At 67.5% G+C, this 19,102-nt stretch carries 18 protein-coding genes; 4 read left to right on the top strand and 14 right to left on the bottom strand.

Annotated features, from left to right (window positions below; genetic code table 11):
- Window positions 1–12: 12 nt before the first annotated feature.
- From P1K32_RS04335 to P1K32_RS04325, 3 genes are all read right to left on the bottom strand, one after another.
- Window positions 13–1,395, bottom strand: a complete 1,383-nt coding sequence (locus P1K32_RS04335; RefSeq protein ID WP_276251487.1) for a TIGR00341 family protein — start codon at window positions 1,393–1,395, stop codon at window positions 13–15.
- A 129-nt stretch (window positions 1,396–1,524) separates the two neighbouring features.
- Window positions 1,525–3,426 carry an ABC transporter ATP-binding protein gene (locus P1K32_RS04330; protein WP_276251486.1) on the bottom strand — a complete coding sequence of 634 codons (1,902 nt, stop codon included), beginning with the start codon at window positions 3,424–3,426 and terminating at the stop codon, window positions 1,525–1,527.
- Window positions 3,427–3,489: 63 nt separating this feature from the next.
- Window positions 3,490–4,290, bottom strand: coding sequence for a DUF429 domain-containing protein (locus P1K32_RS04325; protein ID WP_276251485.1), 801 nt, complete (start codon window positions 4,288–4,290; stop codon window positions 3,490–3,492).
- A 132-nt stretch (window positions 4,291–4,422) separates the two neighbouring features.
- On the opposite strand from P1K32_RS04325, the gene P1K32_RS04320 reads away from it, so the two are divergent.
- Both P1K32_RS04320 and P1K32_RS04315 read left to right on the top strand, forming a co-directional pair.
- Entirely contained in the window at window positions 4,423–4,581 is a 159-nt protein-coding gene (locus tag P1K32_RS04320) for a DUF7559 family protein (protein ID WP_276251484.1), read from the top strand.
- Window positions 4,578–5,054 (top strand): Hsp20/alpha crystallin family protein, encoded by a 477-nt coding sequence (locus P1K32_RS04315; RefSeq protein ID WP_276251483.1) that lies wholly within the window; start codon window positions 4,578–4,580, stop codon window positions 5,052–5,054. The genes P1K32_RS04320 and P1K32_RS04315 overlap by 4 nt, the downstream gene beginning before the upstream one ends.
- 33 nt (window positions 5,055–5,087) lie before the next feature.
- On the opposite strand, the gene P1K32_RS04310 is transcribed toward P1K32_RS04315, so the two are convergent.
- The 3 genes from P1K32_RS04310 to P1K32_RS04300 are packed head-to-tail and all read right to left on the bottom strand — an operon-like array spanning window position 5,088 to window position 7,409.
- The gene (locus P1K32_RS04310; RefSeq protein ID WP_276251482.1) at window positions 5,088–6,188 is read right to left on the bottom strand and encodes an NAD(P)/FAD-dependent oxidoreductase; all 1,101 of its coding nucleotides are present in this window, start codon (window positions 6,186–6,188) and stop codon (window positions 5,088–5,090) included.
- Window positions 6,189–6,232: 44 nt separating this feature from the next.
- Window positions 6,233–6,853: an NUDIX hydrolase gene (locus P1K32_RS04305; RefSeq protein WP_276251481.1), complete on the bottom strand. Its 621-nt coding sequence runs from the start codon at window positions 6,851–6,853 to the stop codon at window positions 6,233–6,235.
- Between the two features lie 25 nt (window positions 6,854–6,878).
- Window positions 6,879–7,409 (bottom strand): DUF7109 family protein, encoded by a 531-nt coding sequence (locus tag P1K32_RS04300; protein ID WP_276251480.1) that lies wholly within the window; start codon window positions 7,407–7,409, stop codon window positions 6,879–6,881.
- An 850-nt stretch (window positions 7,410–8,259) separates the two neighbouring features.
- Here P1K32_RS04300 and P1K32_RS04295 point away from each other — a divergent pair.
- Together P1K32_RS04295 and P1K32_RS04290 are read left to right on the top strand one after the other, a co-directional pair.
- Entirely contained in the window at window positions 8,260–9,807 is a 1,548-nt protein-coding gene (locus tag P1K32_RS04295) for a hypothetical protein (RefSeq protein ID WP_276251479.1), read from the top strand.
- A gap of 224 nt (window positions 9,808–10,031) precedes the next feature.
- The gene (locus tag P1K32_RS04290; protein ID WP_276251478.1) at window positions 10,032–10,202 is read left to right on the top strand and encodes an HVO_0758 family zinc finger protein; all 171 of its coding nucleotides are present in this window, start codon (window positions 10,032–10,034) and stop codon (window positions 10,200–10,202) included.
- On the opposite strand, the gene P1K32_RS04285 is transcribed toward P1K32_RS04290, so the two are convergent.
- The 8 genes from P1K32_RS04285 to P1K32_RS04250 form a co-directional block, all read right to left on the bottom strand.
- Window positions 10,199–11,287, bottom strand: a complete 1,089-nt coding sequence (locus P1K32_RS04285; RefSeq protein ID WP_276251477.1) for an aldo/keto reductase — start codon at window positions 11,285–11,287, stop codon at window positions 10,199–10,201. The two genes, P1K32_RS04290 and P1K32_RS04285, sit on opposite strands and share 4 nt — an antisense overlap.
- A 423-nt stretch (window positions 11,288–11,710) precedes the next feature.
- Window positions 11,711–12,904, bottom strand: coding sequence for a DHH family phosphoesterase (locus tag P1K32_RS04280; RefSeq protein ID WP_276252162.1), 1,194 nt, complete (start codon window positions 12,902–12,904; stop codon window positions 11,711–11,713).
- Window positions 12,905–12,952: 48 nt separating this feature from the next.
- The gene (locus P1K32_RS04275) at window positions 12,953–13,837 is read right to left on the bottom strand and encodes an SDR family oxidoreductase (protein WP_276251476.1); all 885 of its coding nucleotides are present in this window, start codon (window positions 13,835–13,837) and stop codon (window positions 12,953–12,955) included.
- Window positions 13,834–14,262, bottom strand: coding sequence for a DUF5791 family protein (locus P1K32_RS04270; protein ID WP_276251475.1), 429 nt, complete (start codon window positions 14,260–14,262; stop codon window positions 13,834–13,836). The genes P1K32_RS04275 and P1K32_RS04270 overlap by 4 nt, the downstream gene beginning before the upstream one ends.
- A gap of 114 nt (window positions 14,263–14,376) precedes the next feature.
- Window positions 14,377–17,385: a DUF7286 family protein gene (locus P1K32_RS04265; protein WP_276251474.1), complete on the bottom strand. Its 3,009-nt coding sequence runs from the start codon at window positions 17,383–17,385 to the stop codon at window positions 14,377–14,379.
- Complete coding sequence (locus tag P1K32_RS04260) at window positions 17,382–18,254, bottom strand: DUF7284 family protein (protein WP_276251473.1); 873 nt, start codon at window positions 18,252–18,254, stop codon at window positions 17,382–17,384. Before P1K32_RS04260 ends, P1K32_RS04265 begins: the two co-directional genes overlap by 4 nt.
- Window positions 18,251–18,640 (bottom strand): DUF7285 family protein, encoded by a 390-nt coding sequence (locus P1K32_RS04255; RefSeq protein ID WP_276251472.1) that lies wholly within the window; start codon window positions 18,638–18,640, stop codon window positions 18,251–18,253. The genes P1K32_RS04260 and P1K32_RS04255 overlap by 4 nt, the downstream gene beginning before the upstream one ends.
- Complete coding sequence (locus tag P1K32_RS04250; RefSeq protein ID WP_276251471.1) at window positions 18,621–19,082, bottom strand: DUF7283 family protein; 462 nt, start codon at window positions 19,080–19,082, stop codon at window positions 18,621–18,623. The genes P1K32_RS04255 and P1K32_RS04250 overlap by 20 nt, the downstream gene beginning before the upstream one ends.
- Window positions 19,083–19,102 lie beyond the last annotated feature (20 nt).

The following is a 19,102-nucleotide window of genomic DNA, read 5'->3' as shown; positions in this document are numbered from 1 at the left end:
TGGTCGCCCTCGTCACCGGCCTGTCGACGCGGCCCCGACGCTCCCGTGGCCCGACGCGGGCACCGCTGAGCCCCCGCCGCCCAGGGAGTCCCCGAGCGACGCCGCCCTCGAGACGTTCGAGCGTTCGTAGTCCTGGTACTGGACCCGAACCCGCACGGGCTCGCCGGTCCGGTCGCCGATGGCCCTGGCGAGGTCGTCCGGCAGTCGGCTGTAGGCGCTATCGCTGGCCCGGGAGAGCGTCACTGTCACCGTCGAGGGGTCGAACCGGGGCCCGACGCCGACGTACTCGGCGGTTATCGAGACGACGCCGAGTTCGTCGTAGGCGTCCCGCTGGAGCACCTCCGTCGTCGCCGTGTTGACCGACCGCTCGTAGGTCACCTGCTGGTAGGTCCCCAGGCCGATGGCGCCGACCACCGCGACGACGAGGATGACCGTGACCGCGAGCGTGGCTGTCTGCGTGACTCCGTCGGTGGAGAAGACGCCCCGGTCGACGTGGTCGGGCTCGTAGCCGAGGTACTTGAACATCAGGAAGGCCCCGAGGTTGACCGCGACGATGGTCACGACCAGCAGGATGACGCTCCCGACGCCGACGACCGGGCGATTCCAGGCGAAGCCGATGCCGGCCGCGGCCGCCGTCGGGATGAGCGCCGCGGCCACCATCACGCCGACGATGGTGACCTGCCCCTTCGTCGCGAGGCTGAACGAGCCCGCCGCGCCGGCCGCGAACCCGACGATAACCGAGAGCATGCTCGGCGAGAACCGGATGGCTATCAACTCCATGTTCGGCACGGCGAGTTCGGCCGGGACCACGAAGACGGACTTCAGTAACAGACTGAACGCCGTCGCGCCCACGACCGCCACTCCCAGGCCGACCGCCTGCATCCGGATGCTGTCGAACACCATCCGCTGGTCGTCCCGAACGAGACCGATGCTCGCGGTCAGCATCGGGCTGACGATGGGCGCAAGCACCATCGAGCCGACGACGATGGCCGGCGAACCGACGAGCAGCCCGGCCGTCGCGATGACCGTCGAGAGGGTCATCATCCACAGGTACGACCGGGTGTTGAGCCGCATGTCCTTGGCCTTCGACCTGAGGGTTCGGGGCGCGACCCTGTTGGGCGTCTTCGCCCACCGGTCCTGTACCTCGTCGACCCCCTCGTAGGAGGCGAACTCGGTCTCGATAGAGACGATGTACCACTCGTCGCTGAAGCCGACGTCGTCGAGTTCCTCGAGCACGTGTTCGACGGCGTCGGCGGGGACGACGAAGGAGACGAGCGTCCGGTCGCCCTCGCCGCTGGTCTCTCGCGTGGTCGAGACGCCCAGTTCCCGCTCCCGGAGCGCCGAGACGATGTCGTCGACGTTCTCGTCAGGGACGACGACCTGGACCAGTCGCATGGGCTATGGGGTGGGTCGGCACTCGCAAAAGTAGCCGTCAGGTATCCGGTCTGGCCGCACCGAGGCGGGCAGAAAGCCCGTCGTGTCCCAGCCCGGTGTCGCCGTCCGAACGGGTAAGTTCAACGTACGTCAGTCGTCCGCGCTGACCGGGTGCTCGTCGGCCTGTGCCGCCCAGAGGTCGGCGTACTCACCACCGGTCGAAAGCAACTCGTCGTGGCTGCCTCGCTCGACGATTTCGCCGTCGTCCATCACCACGATGGTGTCGGCGTCCTGGATGGTCGAGAGCCGGTGGGCGATGACGAAGGCGGTCCGATCGGCGACCAGCCGCTCGATGCTTTCCTGTATCTCGCGTTCGGTCTCCGTGTCCACGTCGCTGGTCGCCTCGTCGAAGATGATTATCTCGGGGTCGTTCAGCAGCGCGCGTGCGATGGCGACCCGCTGGCGCTGCCCGCCCGAGAGCTTGATACCCCGCTCGCCGATCTCGGTGTCGTAGCCGTCCGGGAGTTCGGCGACGAACTCGTGGGCCTGGGCCGAGCGGGCGGCCTCGCGGACCCGCTCGCGGGCGCTCTCGTCGCCGTCGGCTTCCCCGTCCAGCACGTCGCGGTCCCCGTAGGCGATGTTCTCGGCGACGGTGCCCGAGAACAGGTAGGGGTTCTGCTCGACGACGGCGATATCGGCCCGCAGCGCCCGGAGCGCGTACTCGCGGACGTCGACGCTGTCGACGCTGACGCTGCCCGAATCCACGTCGTGGAACCGCGGGACGAGCTTCAAAAGCGTCGACTTTCCGGCGCCGGTCGCGCCCGCCAGCCCGACCGTCGCCCCGGCGGGCACGTCGAGCGAGACGTTCCGGAGCACTGGGTCGCCGTCGGTGTAGCCGAAGGTGACGTCGTCGAACTCGACGGCGCCATCGAGACTGTCCGGCGTATAGGGGTCCTCGGGGTCCGTGATGGTGGGCGCTTGCCCCAGCAGTCCGAACACCCGCTCGGCGCTCGATTTCGCGAGCTGGTACTTGTTGGCGGACTTGCCGACGCGGCGCATCGGCGAGTAGAGCCGCCGCAGATAGAGGAAGAAGGCGGCGAACCCACCGGCGCTGAGGACGGCCTCACCTTCCGGGCTCGTGATGAAGTCCATCCCGGCGATGTAGAGGATTGCGACGAAGACCACGCCGGTCAGCAGTCGCAAGCCGGCGAAGAATGCCCGTCGGATTCGCAAGGCTGCGACCTTCTCGTCGTGGTACTGCTGGCTCTGCTCGACGACCCTCTGGCGTTCGAACCCGTATCGGTCGAAGGCCTTGATGACCGGCGCGCCGCTCAGGTTGTTCTCCAGTCGGGTGTTGAGCCGGCTGACGGTCTGGCGGATAGAGCGATAGCGCGGTTCGATGTAGGACAGAAACAGGTAGCTCGCGAGTCCGACGACCGGCACCGGGGCCAGCGCGACCAGGGCAAGCAGCGGCGAGTAGGTATAGAGGACGACGGCTATGCCGCCGACCGTCGCGACCACTCGGATTATCTGGCGAAACTCCGTGTTCAGAAACGACTCCAGTCTGTTGATGTCGCTGTTGAGGATGGACATCATCCCGCCGGTCTGGTGGTTTGCGAAGAAGTCCATCGAGAGCCGCTGGAGGTGGTCGTAGGTGTCGTTGCGCAGGTCCCGCTGTATCTTCTGGGCAGAGGACTGCAACAGATATCTGGAGGCAAACCGCGTCGCCGACCTGACGAGATACGCTATCGCCGCGATGGCGACGAGCCGCTGGAGGAAGGAGACGCGGGCCGCCTCCGTCGCGATTTCCCCGGGCGGGAGCAGGCCGGCCCGTGTGAGGAGGCCGGCCTCGCCGCTCCGGAGGACGATGCGGTCGATCGCCGCGGCGACGATAATCGGCGGCACCAGTCGCGCAAACCGTGTGGTAAATGAGGTGAGGACGCCGATAGTCAGCCGGAGCCAGTAGGGCTTCGCGTAACCGACGAGCTTCAGTATCGGGTTCCCGTCGACGTTCTCGCGGACGCCCTCGAAGCCGCCGTCGTCGTCGGCCATACAGTGTCTTCGGCTGCGAACTCAAATATGCCCGGCTTCTGGCCAGTATTGTATTCCCGCGGCTCAGACGCAGATAAAGCCTTCCTCGCGGGTGCCCGCCGGCGTCGTCCGGGCACCACTGTCGACGCGGGCCGCCGACACCGCGGCCGCCAGCGAGTCCAGCGCGTCGTGATTCTCGAGGTAGGTCTCACGGTGCTCACCCACGGCGACGCTGCAGTCCTCGATGGCCGCGAGATTGTACTCTCGGCGCGCTCGCGCGCCGTCGGTGTTCTTGTACCCCTCGCGGTACGCGCCCAGCCAGCCGAAGGTCGCTGCGGGGTATATTTCACAGACGACGGTCTCGGCGTCGGCGTCGTCCTGCATCGGCACGACCGCGGTGTCCTCGTGTGTCGCGAGTCGCCCGAGGACGTCACGGGCGCCGTGGTAGGTCATGCTCCGGACGCGGTTGGTGTAGGGACAGAGCGCGCCCCGCCGGGCGTCGGTCTCGCGGCGCACGTCGCGCGTGCCGACGGTCGCCGCTGCGGTGTCGCGACAGACCGCCGAGAAGGCCGCCGGGTCGGCCGGCCCGTCATCGCTGCCGACCCACTCCAGGAATCCACGCCAGCTCCCGTCACACTCGACGTCGAGCAGCGACTGCGGCAGGCTAAACGGGAAGTCCAGCCCGGCCGTGCGCACGTCGTCGGCCGCGATACGCTCGACCAACCCCGCGTGGGCGCTCTCCCGGTCGCGGCCCCACTTCTCGGTCGCCCGATAGCAGTCCTCGATGCGTAGTCCGACTTCGGTCTGTGTGGCTTCAGTCACCCAGAGCGCGTCCCCCGCCGCGCTCGCCCCACTGAAGTCGACCCCAAGGACGTCACCAGTCATGCTCCGACTGTATACAGCGAGTGTCTTCAGTCTTCTGACAGCCTCCCGGTCGCGAGTCCTGTCGAGCGACGGTCCCGGTCTCGACTGTCGAATGCCGAAAGCGGTTTGTCGCTGACGGACCAACGAAATATCATGCCAGAGACGCTGGAGGTCGTCTGTACCGACGACGACTGCACGCTCGATATGTTCGAGCTCCACTACACCTACGATATGCCCGACGAGACGGGCGTGACGGACTTTACCTGCCCGTACTGCGGGGGCGTGGACTGTCTGGAGGCGGTCGAGTTATGATGGGTATCGGCGAGTCCATCGGCTCGGCCATCTTCGAGAACCTGGGTCGGGCCGCGGGCCGGGTCCAGGAGAACAAACCGCTGCCGTCGGACCTGCTCGAATCCGACGACGCCTACCTCGTCGTCTTCGACGCGCCGGGCGCGACCGCCAGCGACCTACAGGTGCGCTACGTCGACGACCGCGTCGAGGTCCGACTGGACCGGTTCCGGGAGTTCTACGACGACTACGAGATGACCTATCCCGGCCGCGGGCTCGCGCTCGACGGCTCGGTCACGCTGCCCGAGGACGCCGTCGTCGACGCCGGGGCCGCCTCGGCGACGCTGAAAGGCGACGGGACCTTGCACGTCGAGATTCCGAAGGCCGAGGCCCACGAGGCCGACGAACCGGTCGACGAACAGACGGCCCACGAGGCAAGCGATGACGCCGACACCGCCGCCGACGCGGAAACCGACGACGAGTCGACCGAGGAGTAAGGGCCGCTCGGCCGACGCCGTTTTTCACCCAATTCACCACTCGGCCGTCGGATCGCCCAGTGGGTGAAACGTCTCGTCGCCGTCGAAGCGCGTCGGGTCGAACTGCTCGGCAAGCGGTACCTCGATGGTGGGGGTGGTCCCGTGGAGCCGCTCGGCCAGATACTCGCCGATAGCCGGCGCGCGCATCAGCCCGTGGCCCTGCCAGCCGGTCGCCACCCAGTAGTCGTCGGCGACCGGGCCCACCAGCGGGTCGCGGTCCGGCGTCGCCGTACAGCGGCCGGCCCACGACCGGGCCACGGCAGGGTCCAGCGCTGTCGCGACTCGAAACCGCTCGCTTGCCGACCGGACGAACCCGGGATCGGCCGTCGGGTCCCACGCATCGGGGTCGACCGCGTGGGCACCGTCGCCGACGAGGATCCCTCCCTCCCAGGGGCGCCAGTAGAACTCACGGCTGGCGTCGTACAGCGACGGGAGGTCGGCGGCTACCGGTTCGGCGACCAGTACCTGCGCGCGATACGTTTCGAGTGCGAGCGGGATATCTAGGTCAGCCAGGAGTGGTTTCGTCGCCGGGCCGGCGGCCACGACCACGGCGTCGTGTACCGTCTCGCTGCCATCGGGCGTCGCGACGGTCGTCGGGTCGGTCAACGCGGCCGTTGTCTCCGTATGGATGGTCACCCCCGCTGTGCGTGCCCGGTCGGTGAGGTAGTCGACCACGGCGTCCGGGTCCACCGTCCCGGCGTCGTTCGCGACGGCGCAGGCGGTCAGCCCACTCGTCTCGATGGCGGGGTACCGGTCGCCGAGCGCCTCGGGCGTGAGTTCTTCGACGTCGAGGCCGAGCGCCCGCATCTCCGCGACTTGCTCGCGGACCGCCCTCGCGTCCCGCTCGTCGCGAGCGACCCAGACGTAGGGACACGGCGACAGCAGGCCCCACTCGCGGTACCGTTCCAGCGCACGCGTGGCGACGGCGGCGTCGGTCGGGTCGGCAAAGGCGTCATAACAGATACCGGCCGCGCGACCGCTCGCACCGCTGCCGAGGTCGTCGCGTTCGTACAGCGTGACCGCACTGCCCCGTTCGGCAAGGTCCCCGGCGACAGTGAGCCCGACCGCCCCGCCACCGACGATACCCACGTGCATCTATCGGTTCACTTGTGCCACGGTCGGCGTACTCGCCCGCCCCATCACTGCACCTCGTCCCGGACCCGCTCTGGCAGGTCGTCGTCCGGGCCGGCGTATCGGTCCGGCTCCGGGGGCATCTCCCAGTCGGTCGCCAGTTCGAGCAGCTGGACCAGCATCTTCGCCGTCGCCCCCCAGACGGTGTAGCCGTCGACGTAGAAGAAGTGCAGGCGCACCTCGCCGTAGTGGGGGTGGTCGCGGTGTTCGGACTCGTAGTTGCCGAGGTCCGTCAGCGCCGCCACCGACAGCGTCACGACCTCGGCGACCTCGGCGTCGTTTGGCACGTATTCGCGGTCGGGGACACGGCCGACGAAGGGCCGCACCGAGTAGCTGGTTATCGTGCGGATGTCGTCGAGCCGGCCGACGACGTGGACCGCCGCCGGGGCCAGTCCGATCTCTTCGTTCGCTTCCCGAAGCGCCGTCGCCAGTAGGTCGTCGTCCTCGGGTTCGCGGCCGCCGCCCGGGAACGCCATCTGGCCGGGATGGTCGCTCAGGTGGTCGGCCCGCTTGGTAAAGAGAATCGACTCGCCGTCCTCGCGGGTGACGACCGGGACGACGATGGCCGCCTCGCGCTCCTCACCCGTGACCGTCACGGGGTCGTGGGCACCCACCCGGTCGAAGTCCATAGCGGTACGGACGGGGCCGACGCTCTTAATTCGGTTGGGTGGCCTCATCGAGGAGCTCACGAGCCGACGCCAGTTCCACCGGCCCCCACGCCTCGAGGTCGTAGCTCACGTCAAGCAGCGCCTGGATTCGCTCGCCGTCGCCGGCCCGGACCGCTTCGGCGGCGTCCTCGCGGAACCGCTGTTCGGCCGCCGCGGCCACCGTCTCCGTCGACGGGTCGCGGTCGGGCACGTCGAGGATGTGGGGCAGGTCTGGAGTCCCATCGACGATTTCGGGGAACGCCGCCGGGCCCACGACGACGATGGAGGCGTCGGCCTCGGTGTCGTGGTCGGGCTCAGCGGTTTCACCGCTTCGCTTCGAGGCCCGTTGGGCCTCGCTATCGACCGCGACCAGGTGGTACGTCGAGAGCGCGTCGTCGATGGCCGCCTCGAAGGCATCACTGTCGACGTCCTCGCCCCGCTTGAACGCCAGCTCCCCGCAGGCCTGGACGAGCTCCTCGCGCGTCACCGGCCCCACGACGTCCACGACCCCGGCGAGTTCGTCCGGTGTCAGCTCCATATCCCAAGGCGTGTGGCCAATGGCTTCAGCGTTTCCGAGTACCTTTTTCCGCCTCGGGTGCGCTCGCTTCGCTCGCCCACCGCTCGGCGCAAAAATCTACGCTAAAGAAGCCGGACGCTCGGTCGTGGTTCGAGAGAGCTTCGCTCTCTCGTCATCTGCTCACGGGCCGGAGGCCCGTTCGCAGGTTCGTGGGACTCTGCGAGTCCCACGCTCATCACGAAAGGCGCTGCGCGCCTTTCGAACGACTTCGCTCCTTCGCGTCCGGTGAACCGCCTCGCTCCCTACGGTCGCTCGGCGGATACTCACTGCAACGGGCGTATCATGGCAGCTCTCATGGTCTTATTTCCTACCAGCCGAGCGTGAACTGTTCACTCGATACGACTGCGTCCCAAACACGGAACACACTGTCATATTGCTATAATTTCTGACGTCCGTGCTGAATACAGGACGCATATCGGTCACTGGCTGAAACCAACAGAATCCGTGAGTACTCCTGTGTCAGCTACGAATTAGCGCCGATCGATATTCCACTACGAGGAACTATAGTAGCCATTGAAAGTCAATGCACACCCAACCGCACGACAGCAGTGCGGTCGGTGTGTAAATCGTTTCAATTGTTACTATAGACGTGATTGAGTAGCCCAATTAAGACAGTACTTCTAGCACATAAAATTAATATAATATCCGACTGTCCTCCTCATACTATGGTTGTTTTTGCAAGTAACGTGTGGCTGTTAGCGGGTGCCGGATGACAGACGACAAAATCGACAGACGGCAGCTCATACAGCGGGCAGTCACGTTGGGGGTGACAGTGGCCATTGCCGGATGTAGTCAGGACATATACAGTCAGTTGGACGATGAGGAAGCGAATTCGGACGAAGAGACGGAGGCAAACAGTGACTCCAATTCCGGGGAGCTGACCAGTTCGTCCGGCGGACCGATTTCCGTCGGCGAGACCGTTCAGGGGACACTCGCGGACGATGCGCCCGGTGACCCACATCAGGACACACCCGCAGTACCGTACACACTCGAAGTCGAAGAGCGACAGCGTGTCCAGATTAGCCACCGGGCAGACGGGTACGACACGGGTCTCGTCCTCGGCGATGGAAACGGGACCGTCCTACAGCGAAACGGTGGTAGCTCGTCGTTGAGTGAGGACGAACCGCCTGGTGACGGCAGTATGTTGCTGCCGCTCCTGTCGCCGGACGAAACGTACACCGTCTGGGCCGGGGCCGACGGATTCCTCGACACCGGGTTCGAGTTCACGCTCTCGGTTGCCGGCCCGTCGGCGCTGACTGCCGACGCGCAACCGGTCACTCTCGGCGACACTGTGACGACCGACGGTGACGCGGCCGTCCCGGACCCGAACCACCCATCTCAGCTTTCCTACTCGTTGAAAGTTCCACTACGGGTAGAGCTGACCGAACAGAAACGCGTCGGCATCGACGCTCATTGGCCAGTTGTCACGGACGACCGTATCGTCCCCGTCACGGCAGCGGAGGGAAAACCGTCCGGTCCGCATCGAATTTCGGTGGACGGCCGAAATATTGTCCAGAACTCCCGCGTCGCGACCAGCAGGCCGGACGAAGGGGTGGTTCAGTTCACCGGTGAGTACGGGGAGATGACGCTCTCACCGGGGACCTATATGATATGGACTGAGGTTGGTGACACGGTTACTGTCAGGGAGCCCATTCCGGTTGCAGAGCGGGTCGAAGACGCAGCGAGTATCTCCCCTGGAGACACTCTCACTGGTGAGCTTGAGACGGAGGCGCCGCGAGACCCCGTAAATCATAGCTACGCAGAACCGTACACGGTCGATGGGAGTGCGGGGCAGATTCTCTATGCGGAGTTGGACAACACCGAGTTCATCGATCCGTGGTTGCTGCTGACGGATATGGACGGCACTGCGATCACCAGCGACGGGAGCCGAATGTCGGCACAGTTGCCCGAAGACGGGACGTACGTCATCTGGGTTCGCTCGAAAATCAGACACGAGAGGGCCGGGTCGCTGGCTGGCGCGTTCGACCTCACTCTCCTCGAAGGCACGATTCCCGACGAAGCGCGGACCATCTCCGCCGGAGAGAGTGTGACGGCCGAAATCACGGACGATTCGCCGCGGGACCCGGTACAGAACGACCTCGCCATCCCGTTCCTGGTCGAAGGTGACGGAGCGGGTACTGCGGTAGCCCGACAGGACTCCGACGAGTTCGAGCCGCGACTGACTGTGACGGATGCGGTCGGCCAGGAATGGGACTTGCCGCCAGGCCTGCGCAAGGACGGCGCTGGTGTCGCCAACGTGCCATACGGGCCACAGAGGTTCTTCATCGTCTGGGCTGGCTCCGCGACAGGAATTGAGACTGGCAGTTTCACCCTCTCTGTGGAACAACCGGAGCAGTGAAAATACAGAACAATTCATCTGAAGTAGTGTAACGCCGGACTCCTCCTGTAGCCGATATCGGGCTGACTCCCCCACGTCGTCGGGATGGTCGTTGTCTATCTTGATTCACCCCGAGCAACGAGCCGAACACGGACCGTCGGGACACACCCGGCGTTGGGCGGATACTACAAAGGCGCTTCCGGAACGCCGCGGCCTTTTTAAGCCCGGCTGTCACACTGAGGCACATGGACTCGGTCAGAAAGGCCCTCCGGAGCGGGGACGTCGAGAAGGACAGCTACGGACGGCTCTCGTGTAGCGCCTGCGAGGAGGAGCTGGCGACGGACAACGACCCCGACGAAATCGGGAAACAGCGGGTCTGTCCGGAGTGTGGACGCACCTGGACGGAGCTGAGCTAGCGCTCGAAGACGGCGTCGAACGCGTCGGCGCCGAGCGGTTCGTACCGACCCGCATCGACGTTCTCTCTGGCGTGCTCGACCGACCCGGTCCCGACCAGCGAACAGGTCACACCGGGCGCGCTGCGGGCGAAGTTGATGGCCCGCTGGGCGCGGCTCTCCCCGGCTAGCTTCGCTTCCACGCTGTCAGGCATCTCCGTCGCCAGACGACCCTGCATGATGGAGGCGCTCGTGAACACGTCCAGGCCGGCCTCGTGGGCGAACCACAGCGCCGACTGGGGCCCGTCGGGCCCCTCGTGGGCCGCGACGGTGAATGCGTCGGCCATGTACACGTTGAACGGCAGCTGAATCGCCCGGAAATGCGTCGCGGTGTTGCCCGCCGACTTCGCCGCGGCGCGGGCCCGCTCGACCACCTCGGGCAAAGAGAGGTACTTCTCGTGGTCGGCCGGCACGCGGAACGCGTCCCACGTCGCCACGCCGTAGTGTCTGATGTCACCGTCGTCGGCGCGTTCTTCCAGCCGTTCGAACGTGGCTTCGAGCTGGTCGTAGACCGCTCCCCGACTGTTCTCGGCGAGCTGTGTCTCCGGGTTGTGGACGTAATACAGGTCGATACTGTCGAGGTCGAGGTTGGCAAGCGAGCGGTCGAGCTGGTCGTCGATGAAGGCGGGCGCGATGCAGTGGTGCCCGCCCACGAGGTCCTCGCGGTCGACCAGCCCGGTGCCGACGTACTCGCGCTGGACGAACGCACCCGGGTCCGCTGGCCGCTCGCCGTCGAAGGGGACGAAGCCGCCTTTCGTCGCGACCACGGCCGCGCTCCGGTCGATATCGGCGTCGGAAAGCGCCCGTCCGACCACCCGCTCGGAGCGCTGGTGACGGTAGTTGATGGCCGTATCGACGACGTTGACCCCCGACGATAGCATCGTCCGGATGGCCTGGTAATACTCGTCGTCGCGCTCGTCGGTCGGGTCACCCAGATACGTCCCGACGCCGATGCTGGAGGCGACGCCGTCGCCGAAGCGCCGGAAGAAGGTGCGTGCGAAGTCGTCGTTGGCGTCCCGGTACGCCCACGTCCCCTCACGTGTTGCCATACCCGAGATTGCGGTCGTACGGGTAAAAGGGGCGAGGTCTGCTAAGTACTGATGTTTTTTTTTTATCAGCAATCCGCCTCTAACAGCCAGAAAGCCCCCGACCGCTCGACGTCGTCGGCGCGGAGCGCCGACTTCTCGAGGGACCGCTGGTCCCTCGCTGGCTGCGACTCGCTTCGCGCGCTCACTCTGTTCGCGTGCTTACTTCGTCTCGCTCGTCGAGCGGTCGGCCCCTTTCAGTCCCGCCCGTAGCCGGTTGATCAAACAAGGCTGGGTGGGACTGAAAGGGGCGGCTGGCTGAACGACGGCGGACGACGTAAGCACCGAAGCCGACCACCGGGAGGCAAGGCGCGCAGCGAGTCCCCCGAGTTCAGCCAGTCGGGGCTTTCTGGCTGTTCACGATTTCTGGAACACACCTAGGTTCTGCTAGCGGTCGCCGGCCATGGCGTCGAACAGCCGCTCCTGGAGTTCCTCACGTGTGACGCCCTCGCTGGGGCCGAGTCCGTCGAGATAGTCGACGGATATCTTCCCGCCGCCCATACGGGCGTGGCCGCCGCCCTCGGCCATCGGGATGTCGTCGACGACGGCCTCGATGGCGCGGCCGATGTGGACCCGGTCGTCCCGGGAGCGGCCGGCGATGCGGATAGTCCCCTCCTTCTCGCCGATGACGACGACGGCCGAGACGCCCTCCAGGGTCTCCAGTTCGTCGGCGGCCTGCGGGATAGCGTCCGTGTTCGACACCTCGCCGACGTCGCTGAAGCCGTAGGGGGCCCTCACCTCGCGCTCGCTGATGGCCCGCGATTTCACGTCCAGGACTTCGGCGTCGACCTGCGGGTTGGCGATGCGGTTCAACAGGTCGGTGTCGACGCCCTGGTAGAGGTACGCCGCCGCGGCGAAGTCGGCCGACGAGCAGCCGTTCGTCAGCGACCGCGTGTCCGACTGGATGCCGTAGATGAGCCCCGTCGCGACGTGGCTGGGCATCGCGTCCCCGGGGACGTCGGCCGTGTCGACGCCGCCGTCGGTCAGTGCGATGTCGACCTCGAAAAAGTCCCACTCCAGGTCCTCGAAGTACTCGGCGAAGATGGTCGCACACGCGCCCATATCGGTTCGCACGTCGGTGAAATCGGAGCCGGTGCCGCCGCCGGGGTGGTGGTCGATAACGGCTATAGGTTCTACCTTCTCGGCGCCGGCGAAGCCGCGGGGCTCGTTGTGGTCGACGAGCACGACTGCCTCCGTTTCGATTTCGCCGACCGACTCGAGGCGGTCGAAATCAAGGTCCAGCACTGTCTCGAACGCCCTGTTTTCCGGCCGACGGATCTCGCCGGAGTAACACAGATTCGTGTCGGTCCCCGCAGCGGTCGCGAGCTGGTCGACGGCCAGGGCCGACGACATCGCGTCCGGGTCGGGGTTGGGATGCATCAGCACCGTCACGGCGTCGTAGTCCGCGAGCAGCGACTGGAGCTGGGTGACCGGCGACCGCGTCAGATACCGATAGAGCGCGAAGCCGCCGCCGAACAGCACGATCAGGCCGACGACGATACCGGCCACCAGCACTGGATTCTCGCTTGCGTAGCCCGGGGCCCCCTCGGCCAGGCTAACGAGGTCCCCCTGGGCCAGCATATTCATATTCCGTATCTGCTTCGGGAAACAATAAGAAGGTTCCCCCGCTCACCCCACGTAGGATTCGACCGCCGCCCGGTACCCCTCCCGGAACGTCGGGTAGGCAAAGTCATAGCCCAGATTTCGAAGCCTGTCGTTCGAACAGCGCTTGCTCGTCTGGATGCGTCGCTTGGCCGTCTCGGAGAGATCTGGGTCGGACAGACGCTCCTCGGTCGTCTGTTTCGGCGGGAAGGCGACACCGCAGGCCTCTGCCAGCCAGTCCGCAAAGCCCCACTTCTCGACCGGCTCGTCGTCCACCACGAGGACGGCCTCGTCGCGATGGTCTTCTTCCAGCAGGAAGCGGACGGCGCCAGCCGCGTCGTCCCGGTGGACCATGTTCAGATAGCCAGCCGTCACCGGTCCCTCCAGATACCGCTCCAGTCGGTAGCGCTCCGGTCCGTACAGGCCGGCATAACGGGCGACGGTGCCGTGACCGCCGTACTCGACCGGTCGCTCGCGAGCGACCCGCTCGGCCTCCGCCAGCACTTCTGTCTTCTCGGTCTGGGGGTCCAGTGGCGTCGCCTCGTCGACCCACGCGCCGTCGTGGTCGCCGTAGACGCCGGTACTGGAGGTGTAAACCAGCCGCTCGGGTGCGTCGGCACGCGTCCAGAAGTGGTCGATAGCAGTTCCCAGCCCCTCAACGTACACCTCGCGGGCGACGTCGGCCCCCCGACCGCCCGAACTCGCCGCGAAGACGACCCAGTCGGCGTCGGGCACCGCCGACAGCGACTCGTCGTCGGTCACGTCCGCCTGAACCGCCTCGAACCCGGCGTCCTCGATAGCCTCGAGACCGCGCTCGGAGCGGCGCACACCGACGACGTCGTGGTCGCCGGCGAGCTGCCGACCCAGCTCCACCCCGACGTAGCCACAGCCCAGGATGGCGACCCGGCTCATGGTTTCCGGCTCTCGATGTAGCTGTGCAAGAGCGCGTACTCCCCGAGTGTCATCGGGTAGCGACCCTCTATCTTCTGCTGTATCTCCTTGGGTTCGAGCTGACTGTCGATGCCGGAGGCCAGCGCCTCGACGTCCATCACGGCCGTCGTCATCCCCATCAGGAGGATGTCCTGGGCCTCGGCCTGCAGGGTGTCGGCGTCGGGCCGGTCGGGCTCGGTCGCGAGGACGGCCATCGCGTCGGACAGCGAGAGCTGTGCGACCTCGTCATCTGCAACCGCCGCTACTGTCTCGCGCTCGATGCCCGCCGACTCGACGACCGCGTCGGCGCCGGCAGCGTCGACCGTCTCGGCGAGCACCGACCCGTAGGCCGACAGCAGCGCCTCGGGCGAGTGCTCGCCGGCATCCGGAAATTCCCCTCTGAGCATGGCCGTGGCTACGGGGCGGGGGTGTAATAGGAATTGGCTTCGCCGCTGATACTATCGGTATCGAAAGGCGCTGGTGGCCCGCATTCGAGCGGTCCGGGCCAATCCCGAGGGGCGCTATCCCGGCTCGGGCCACCCAGATGACGTCTCCACGGCGTTGCCGTCCTTGTCGCCGACCCCGCGTGGCTTCGGCGGCACCGCGACGACGACACCGGTGTCGGCGCGAAAGGAGATGCGCGTATTGTGCCCCAGCTGCTCACTGCTGCCGTCACCGTCGACGTCGAGGTGGACCGCTCGGTCCTCGCGGACGTATCGCACCGTCGCGCCGGGCGTCCCGGGCGGGCCGTGGTCGGCCGTCACGCTGAAGCGAGCGTACGTTCCCTCGACTGTCACCCACCAGATGTTCACCGTCAGATACCACGGGAGGTACGGCGGCGCGAGTGGCAAGCCGGCGGGCAACACCTGCGCTCCCAGCTTCTTTTTCGCGACCCGTTCGACCTCCTCTCGGGTGCGGTTCGCGAGTACGCTCTGGGCCCGGCTTCGCGCCCGGTCGCGGACGATGTTGGCGGTTCGGTTCACCACCCCCTTCTGCGGTCGCGCCCTGGCGGTCGACAGCGCCGTCGTCGTCGTCCGCAGGAGTCTGAGCCGGAGCCAATCCCGTTTCAGCGAGGAGAGTCCCCGACGGCTGCCGGCGACTTCGGCGACACGGGTGGCCGCGGACTCGTTTGCCAGCGCCAGCCCGCGCGCCGCCGTCGTCTCCCACCGACCCATCGCGTCCTCGACGATACGCTCGCTTTCGCGCCGGTCGGCGTCTGTCGCAGTCTGTACCCGTTCGACGAGCGCGGCGACGACGGCGTCGTTGGCCCGGGCGACCTCGGTCCGGAGTAGCTGTCGCTGCTCGCGGACGGTCGCGTTCGAACTGGCCTCGGTGTCATCGGCGGCCGCCAGCGTCTTCGCCGCCGTCGCGAGGCCGACCCGGTTTCGGCTTCCGGTGCCGGCCTCTAGCACTTCGGTCGCGGCGTTACCGTAGGGAATAGAGAACACGTTGACGTTCCGGGCGACGAGCGGGTTTTCGGTACCGTTTACGGCCGGAACCCGCGACTCGCTCACCGACGCCAGCGTCAGGTACTGCGGCTGGGCTTCGACCTGCGTCCGGACCGGCCCTGCCGGACCGGTCGGCGTCGGTCGCGTCCGCGGCACGCGCGTCTCACGGGCGGTCAGGGCCCGTCTGAGTTCGGTCATCGACCCGCCCGGAACCGCCTCAAGCTGGTCGGTGATGTCGGATTCGACCTCGGAGTGGTTCCCCGCATCCCCGCTCAGCCGCTGCTCGACGGCGTCGAGGAACGCGACCCGGGCCGCGACACGGGCCCGCTGGGCGGCACTGTCGTAGGTGTCCGGCGCGTCGATCAGCTGTGCCCGTCGCTGCTGTAGCTTTCGCTGGAGCCGCTGGGCCGGGTTCGTCTGGAAGGAACCAACTGTACCCCGGTCGGTTGTCACAGTGATATCACGCACGCGCTCGCGAAGCCCGCGCAGGTCCCGGGCTATATAGGTGTGTATCGAGTCCGGTCGTTCCCCGGTTATACGCACCGTCTTCTGGTCGAACTCCGCCAGCGCGACGTCCTTCGCGGTGCGCTTTCGGTTCCGGTTCAGTAGCTCGTCTTCGGCCATGTGTTCCACGTCGGCGAGATTCTCGCCCCCGAGCGGACTCCCACCCGCGTCGTGGGCCGTCTCGATGCCACGGACCGGCGCGAGGGAGTCGTTCCGATGTGTGCCGACGAGGGCGAGACTCACGCGGACTCGCTCGGTGCGTTCGTTTCTGGTTACCTTGTTGCTGTTTCCCTTTACCCACGTTACCTTGCGCGTGTGCGTGACATCGATGGTCCGTCCCCATCGGTCGAACGCGTGCCAGCCGTCCGGGATGTCGATCTCGCTCTTGCCCGTTCCGACAACGGTCGCAGTCGATGAGGTGGTATCTCTGGCGACGGTCCAGTTGGGTCCCGGCGACTCGGGCCGGTCGGGCCGGCCGCCCCAGCGGTGCTCACGCTCGGTTACGACCGTCGCCTCAACGGTGTAGGCGTCCCTGGCGGTTGCGTTGAGCGCGTCCGGGAGCCCGATCTCCCGGTAGGCGGCGTCGGCGGTCCCGTTGACGCCGAGACGGAGTGGGTCGTCGGGCCCCGTGGCGGCCCCGCCACCGGTGGTGATGTTCTGGCTTGCCGGCCGGTAGCTGGTCTGGCTGTGGATGTCCTTAGCGAGCTGGCTGTTGGAGCCGGCGACGATATCGGTGATGCCGACGGCGGCCGTCGCCTCTTTCAGCGCCTGTCGCCCCTCGGGGTCACTCCGGCCGAACACCGACCGCTGCACGCCGAGCAGGGCGCCGTTGGTCGCCAGGCTCACGTGTCTGTTCGCGATGACGTTCTCGATCGGCGCGCCGCCGAACTGCGCGTACCCACGCGCCCACGCGATGGGATACAGTCGGGCGGTCATGCGCTGGCTCAGCCCCGGTTTCGTCAGTCCGTTCGTCACTCTGGTCTCGTAGGTGTCGACCTGGTCGTGGGCGTGTAACACTGGCGTCGGGACGACGACGGTCCGGTCGACGGTCCGCCGGGTGAGGACCTCGCCGTCACGCCGGGCGGTCAGCGTGACGTTCTCGACGGTGGCCCGGACGGCGGTGTCGTTCTCGCCGGCGCGCTCGACGTGTACGCGCTCGATAGCCCGTTCGTACTCGCCCGTCGAATCCACCGCTGGCAGCGATGCCGTCGCCGTCACCCCGTCACTGCGCGCCGAGAGCCGTTCCAGGTTCGCACGCACCTGCAGATACACCCGCAACCGAAGGCTGTCGCGGAACGGGTGGTCGTCGCTCAGTGCCCGGCCGACGGGTGTCTCGGCCGGTTCGACGACCGGGGAGGCGGCGGCCCGATGACTGGCCGTTGCGACGCCGTCGCGGACGGCGGTCGCGCTGGCAGCGCTCACCTGGGACAGCGAGCGCTCGACTGCGGTCTCCTCGGGGGCCGGCTCGGTCGACAGCGTCGGCGCGAGCGCGAGACTGGCCACCACCAGGACGATACCGACCACGGCGAAGGGCACGCGGCCCCGCCGGTCCGACGCGAGCGAGACGCCCCGGCTCATGGCTCCCACGTCCTGACCGTGATACTGACGTTGCCAGTTCGGACGGCGTCTGCGGCGGCCTCGGGAGAGTCAAAGCGGCGCTGCATATCACTCGCGAACCGCTCCGTCAGTGCCCCCGTCAGGTCCTCGTTCAGCTCACCCGCCGACGTGGATTCGACCGAGAGCTCGCCGGCGCGGGTGAGCGCCCCCATCCGGCGGTAGCGACGAGTCATCAGTCGACCGTCGGGGTAGTCGCCGTCGAGGGCAAGCTGGGCCCGCTGTGGCGGGAACAGTCCATCGACGACGGCGCCGGCCACCACCGCCCCCACGCCCCGGTACCCAGAGGTCCTCGCGACTCGCTGGAGCGTACCGTTCCTGACCGGCGCCGGACTCGGGACGGTCGTCGTCGCCGCGTCTACGTCTGCCGAGGGCGGCGGGCGCTCGCCCACGCGCATGGTGGCTTCGAGCGGCGCGCCGCGATACGGTTCCCAGTGGGCCCGCACGGCGGTCCGGCGGCCCCGTTCGTGGAGGCGGTTCCGTGTCGTCGTCGCCACGTGCCGCTCGAATCCGGTCCCGGCCCGCGAGAGCCGGTGGCCCTCGAAGCTGACGCGACTCATCGTCGCCTCGGCCAGCAGCTCCGCGAGCGTGCCGTGGGCTGTCCGCTGGCGGGCCGCAGTCGCGTTCGTCGTCCAGGGCGGTGGGTCGCCCGGCACGGCCAGCGCGTACTCGACACTGGCCGTGCTCGTCGTGAGCAGCTCCGTCCGCTCGGCGGCCGGGTTCTCGGTCGTCGTCGGCTCGACCGCGGCACCGTTGACCACGACTGCGACGGCGGCGCCGACGAGCAGGAGAAACGCGGTCACGTCGACCACGGTGCTGGTCGCGCGGCTCATCGCCAGACAGCCACCCTGAGTCGGCCCCGACGGACCGTCGCCGGACCGAGCGCGACGCTGACGGTCCGGTTGTCGGTGTCGGCCGTCGCCGGCGGTGTCGGCCCGGCGGACCACTGTCGCTCGGCTCGCAGTGTGACGTTGCCCTCGTAGCCCGACGGCACGGCTGCCAGCGCGTCCGGCACCCGTTCCGGGTCGACGACACCGCCGGAGGTCACCCGCCGTTCGACGGCGTCGGCGGTGGGGCCTGCCACGTCCCGGTCGCCACCGACCCCGGCGAGTGTCTCGTCGAGGGTGCCGGCGTACAGCGCGAGCCCGGCGGTGACGGCGAAGACGGCGACGAGCGCCGCCAGCGGCTCGGTGGCCGCCCTAGCCGACGAGCGTGACATCGACCCCTCCCCAGGCGACGTGTCTGGCCGTGAGACGGTCCGGTGCCGCTCGCCACCGTTCCCGGTCGGTCTGTGCCCGTTCCGTTGCCTGCCTGAACGCGTCGGGCGAGCCGAACACGCTCGAGGGCCGTTTACCCTCGAGGACAGCGGTGAGACTGGGGTTTACGGCCGGAATGACCTGGTGTAACAGCGTCTCGTGAACGGTACCACCGGCAGAGCGAAGGCCGAGCTGGCGGCCCGAAAGCGACCACTCGGTCGCGTGCAGTTCGCGGGTGGCGACCGACCCCGGTGGACCCGTTGCCACCTCGTCTATCGTCGTCGCCGCGGCGGCGCCGTCCGGTGGTGCCGACGTGGGCAGCTGCGTGACGACGCCGAGGACGGCGACGCTCACCGCCCCGACGGCCACCCAGACGGACACCGTGTCGACGTTGGTGTCGAACATGGGCCGGGCTGGTCCCGGCT

The sequence above is a fragment of the Haloarcula rara genome (assembly GCF_029338235.1).
In the GTDB taxonomy this organism is placed as follows: domain Archaea; phylum Halobacteriota; class Halobacteria; order Halobacteriales; family Haloarculaceae; genus Haloarcula; species Haloarcula rara.
The sequence above is the reverse complement of the archived record's forward strand: the minus strand, read 5'-3'. Positions and strand labels throughout refer to the sequence as shown.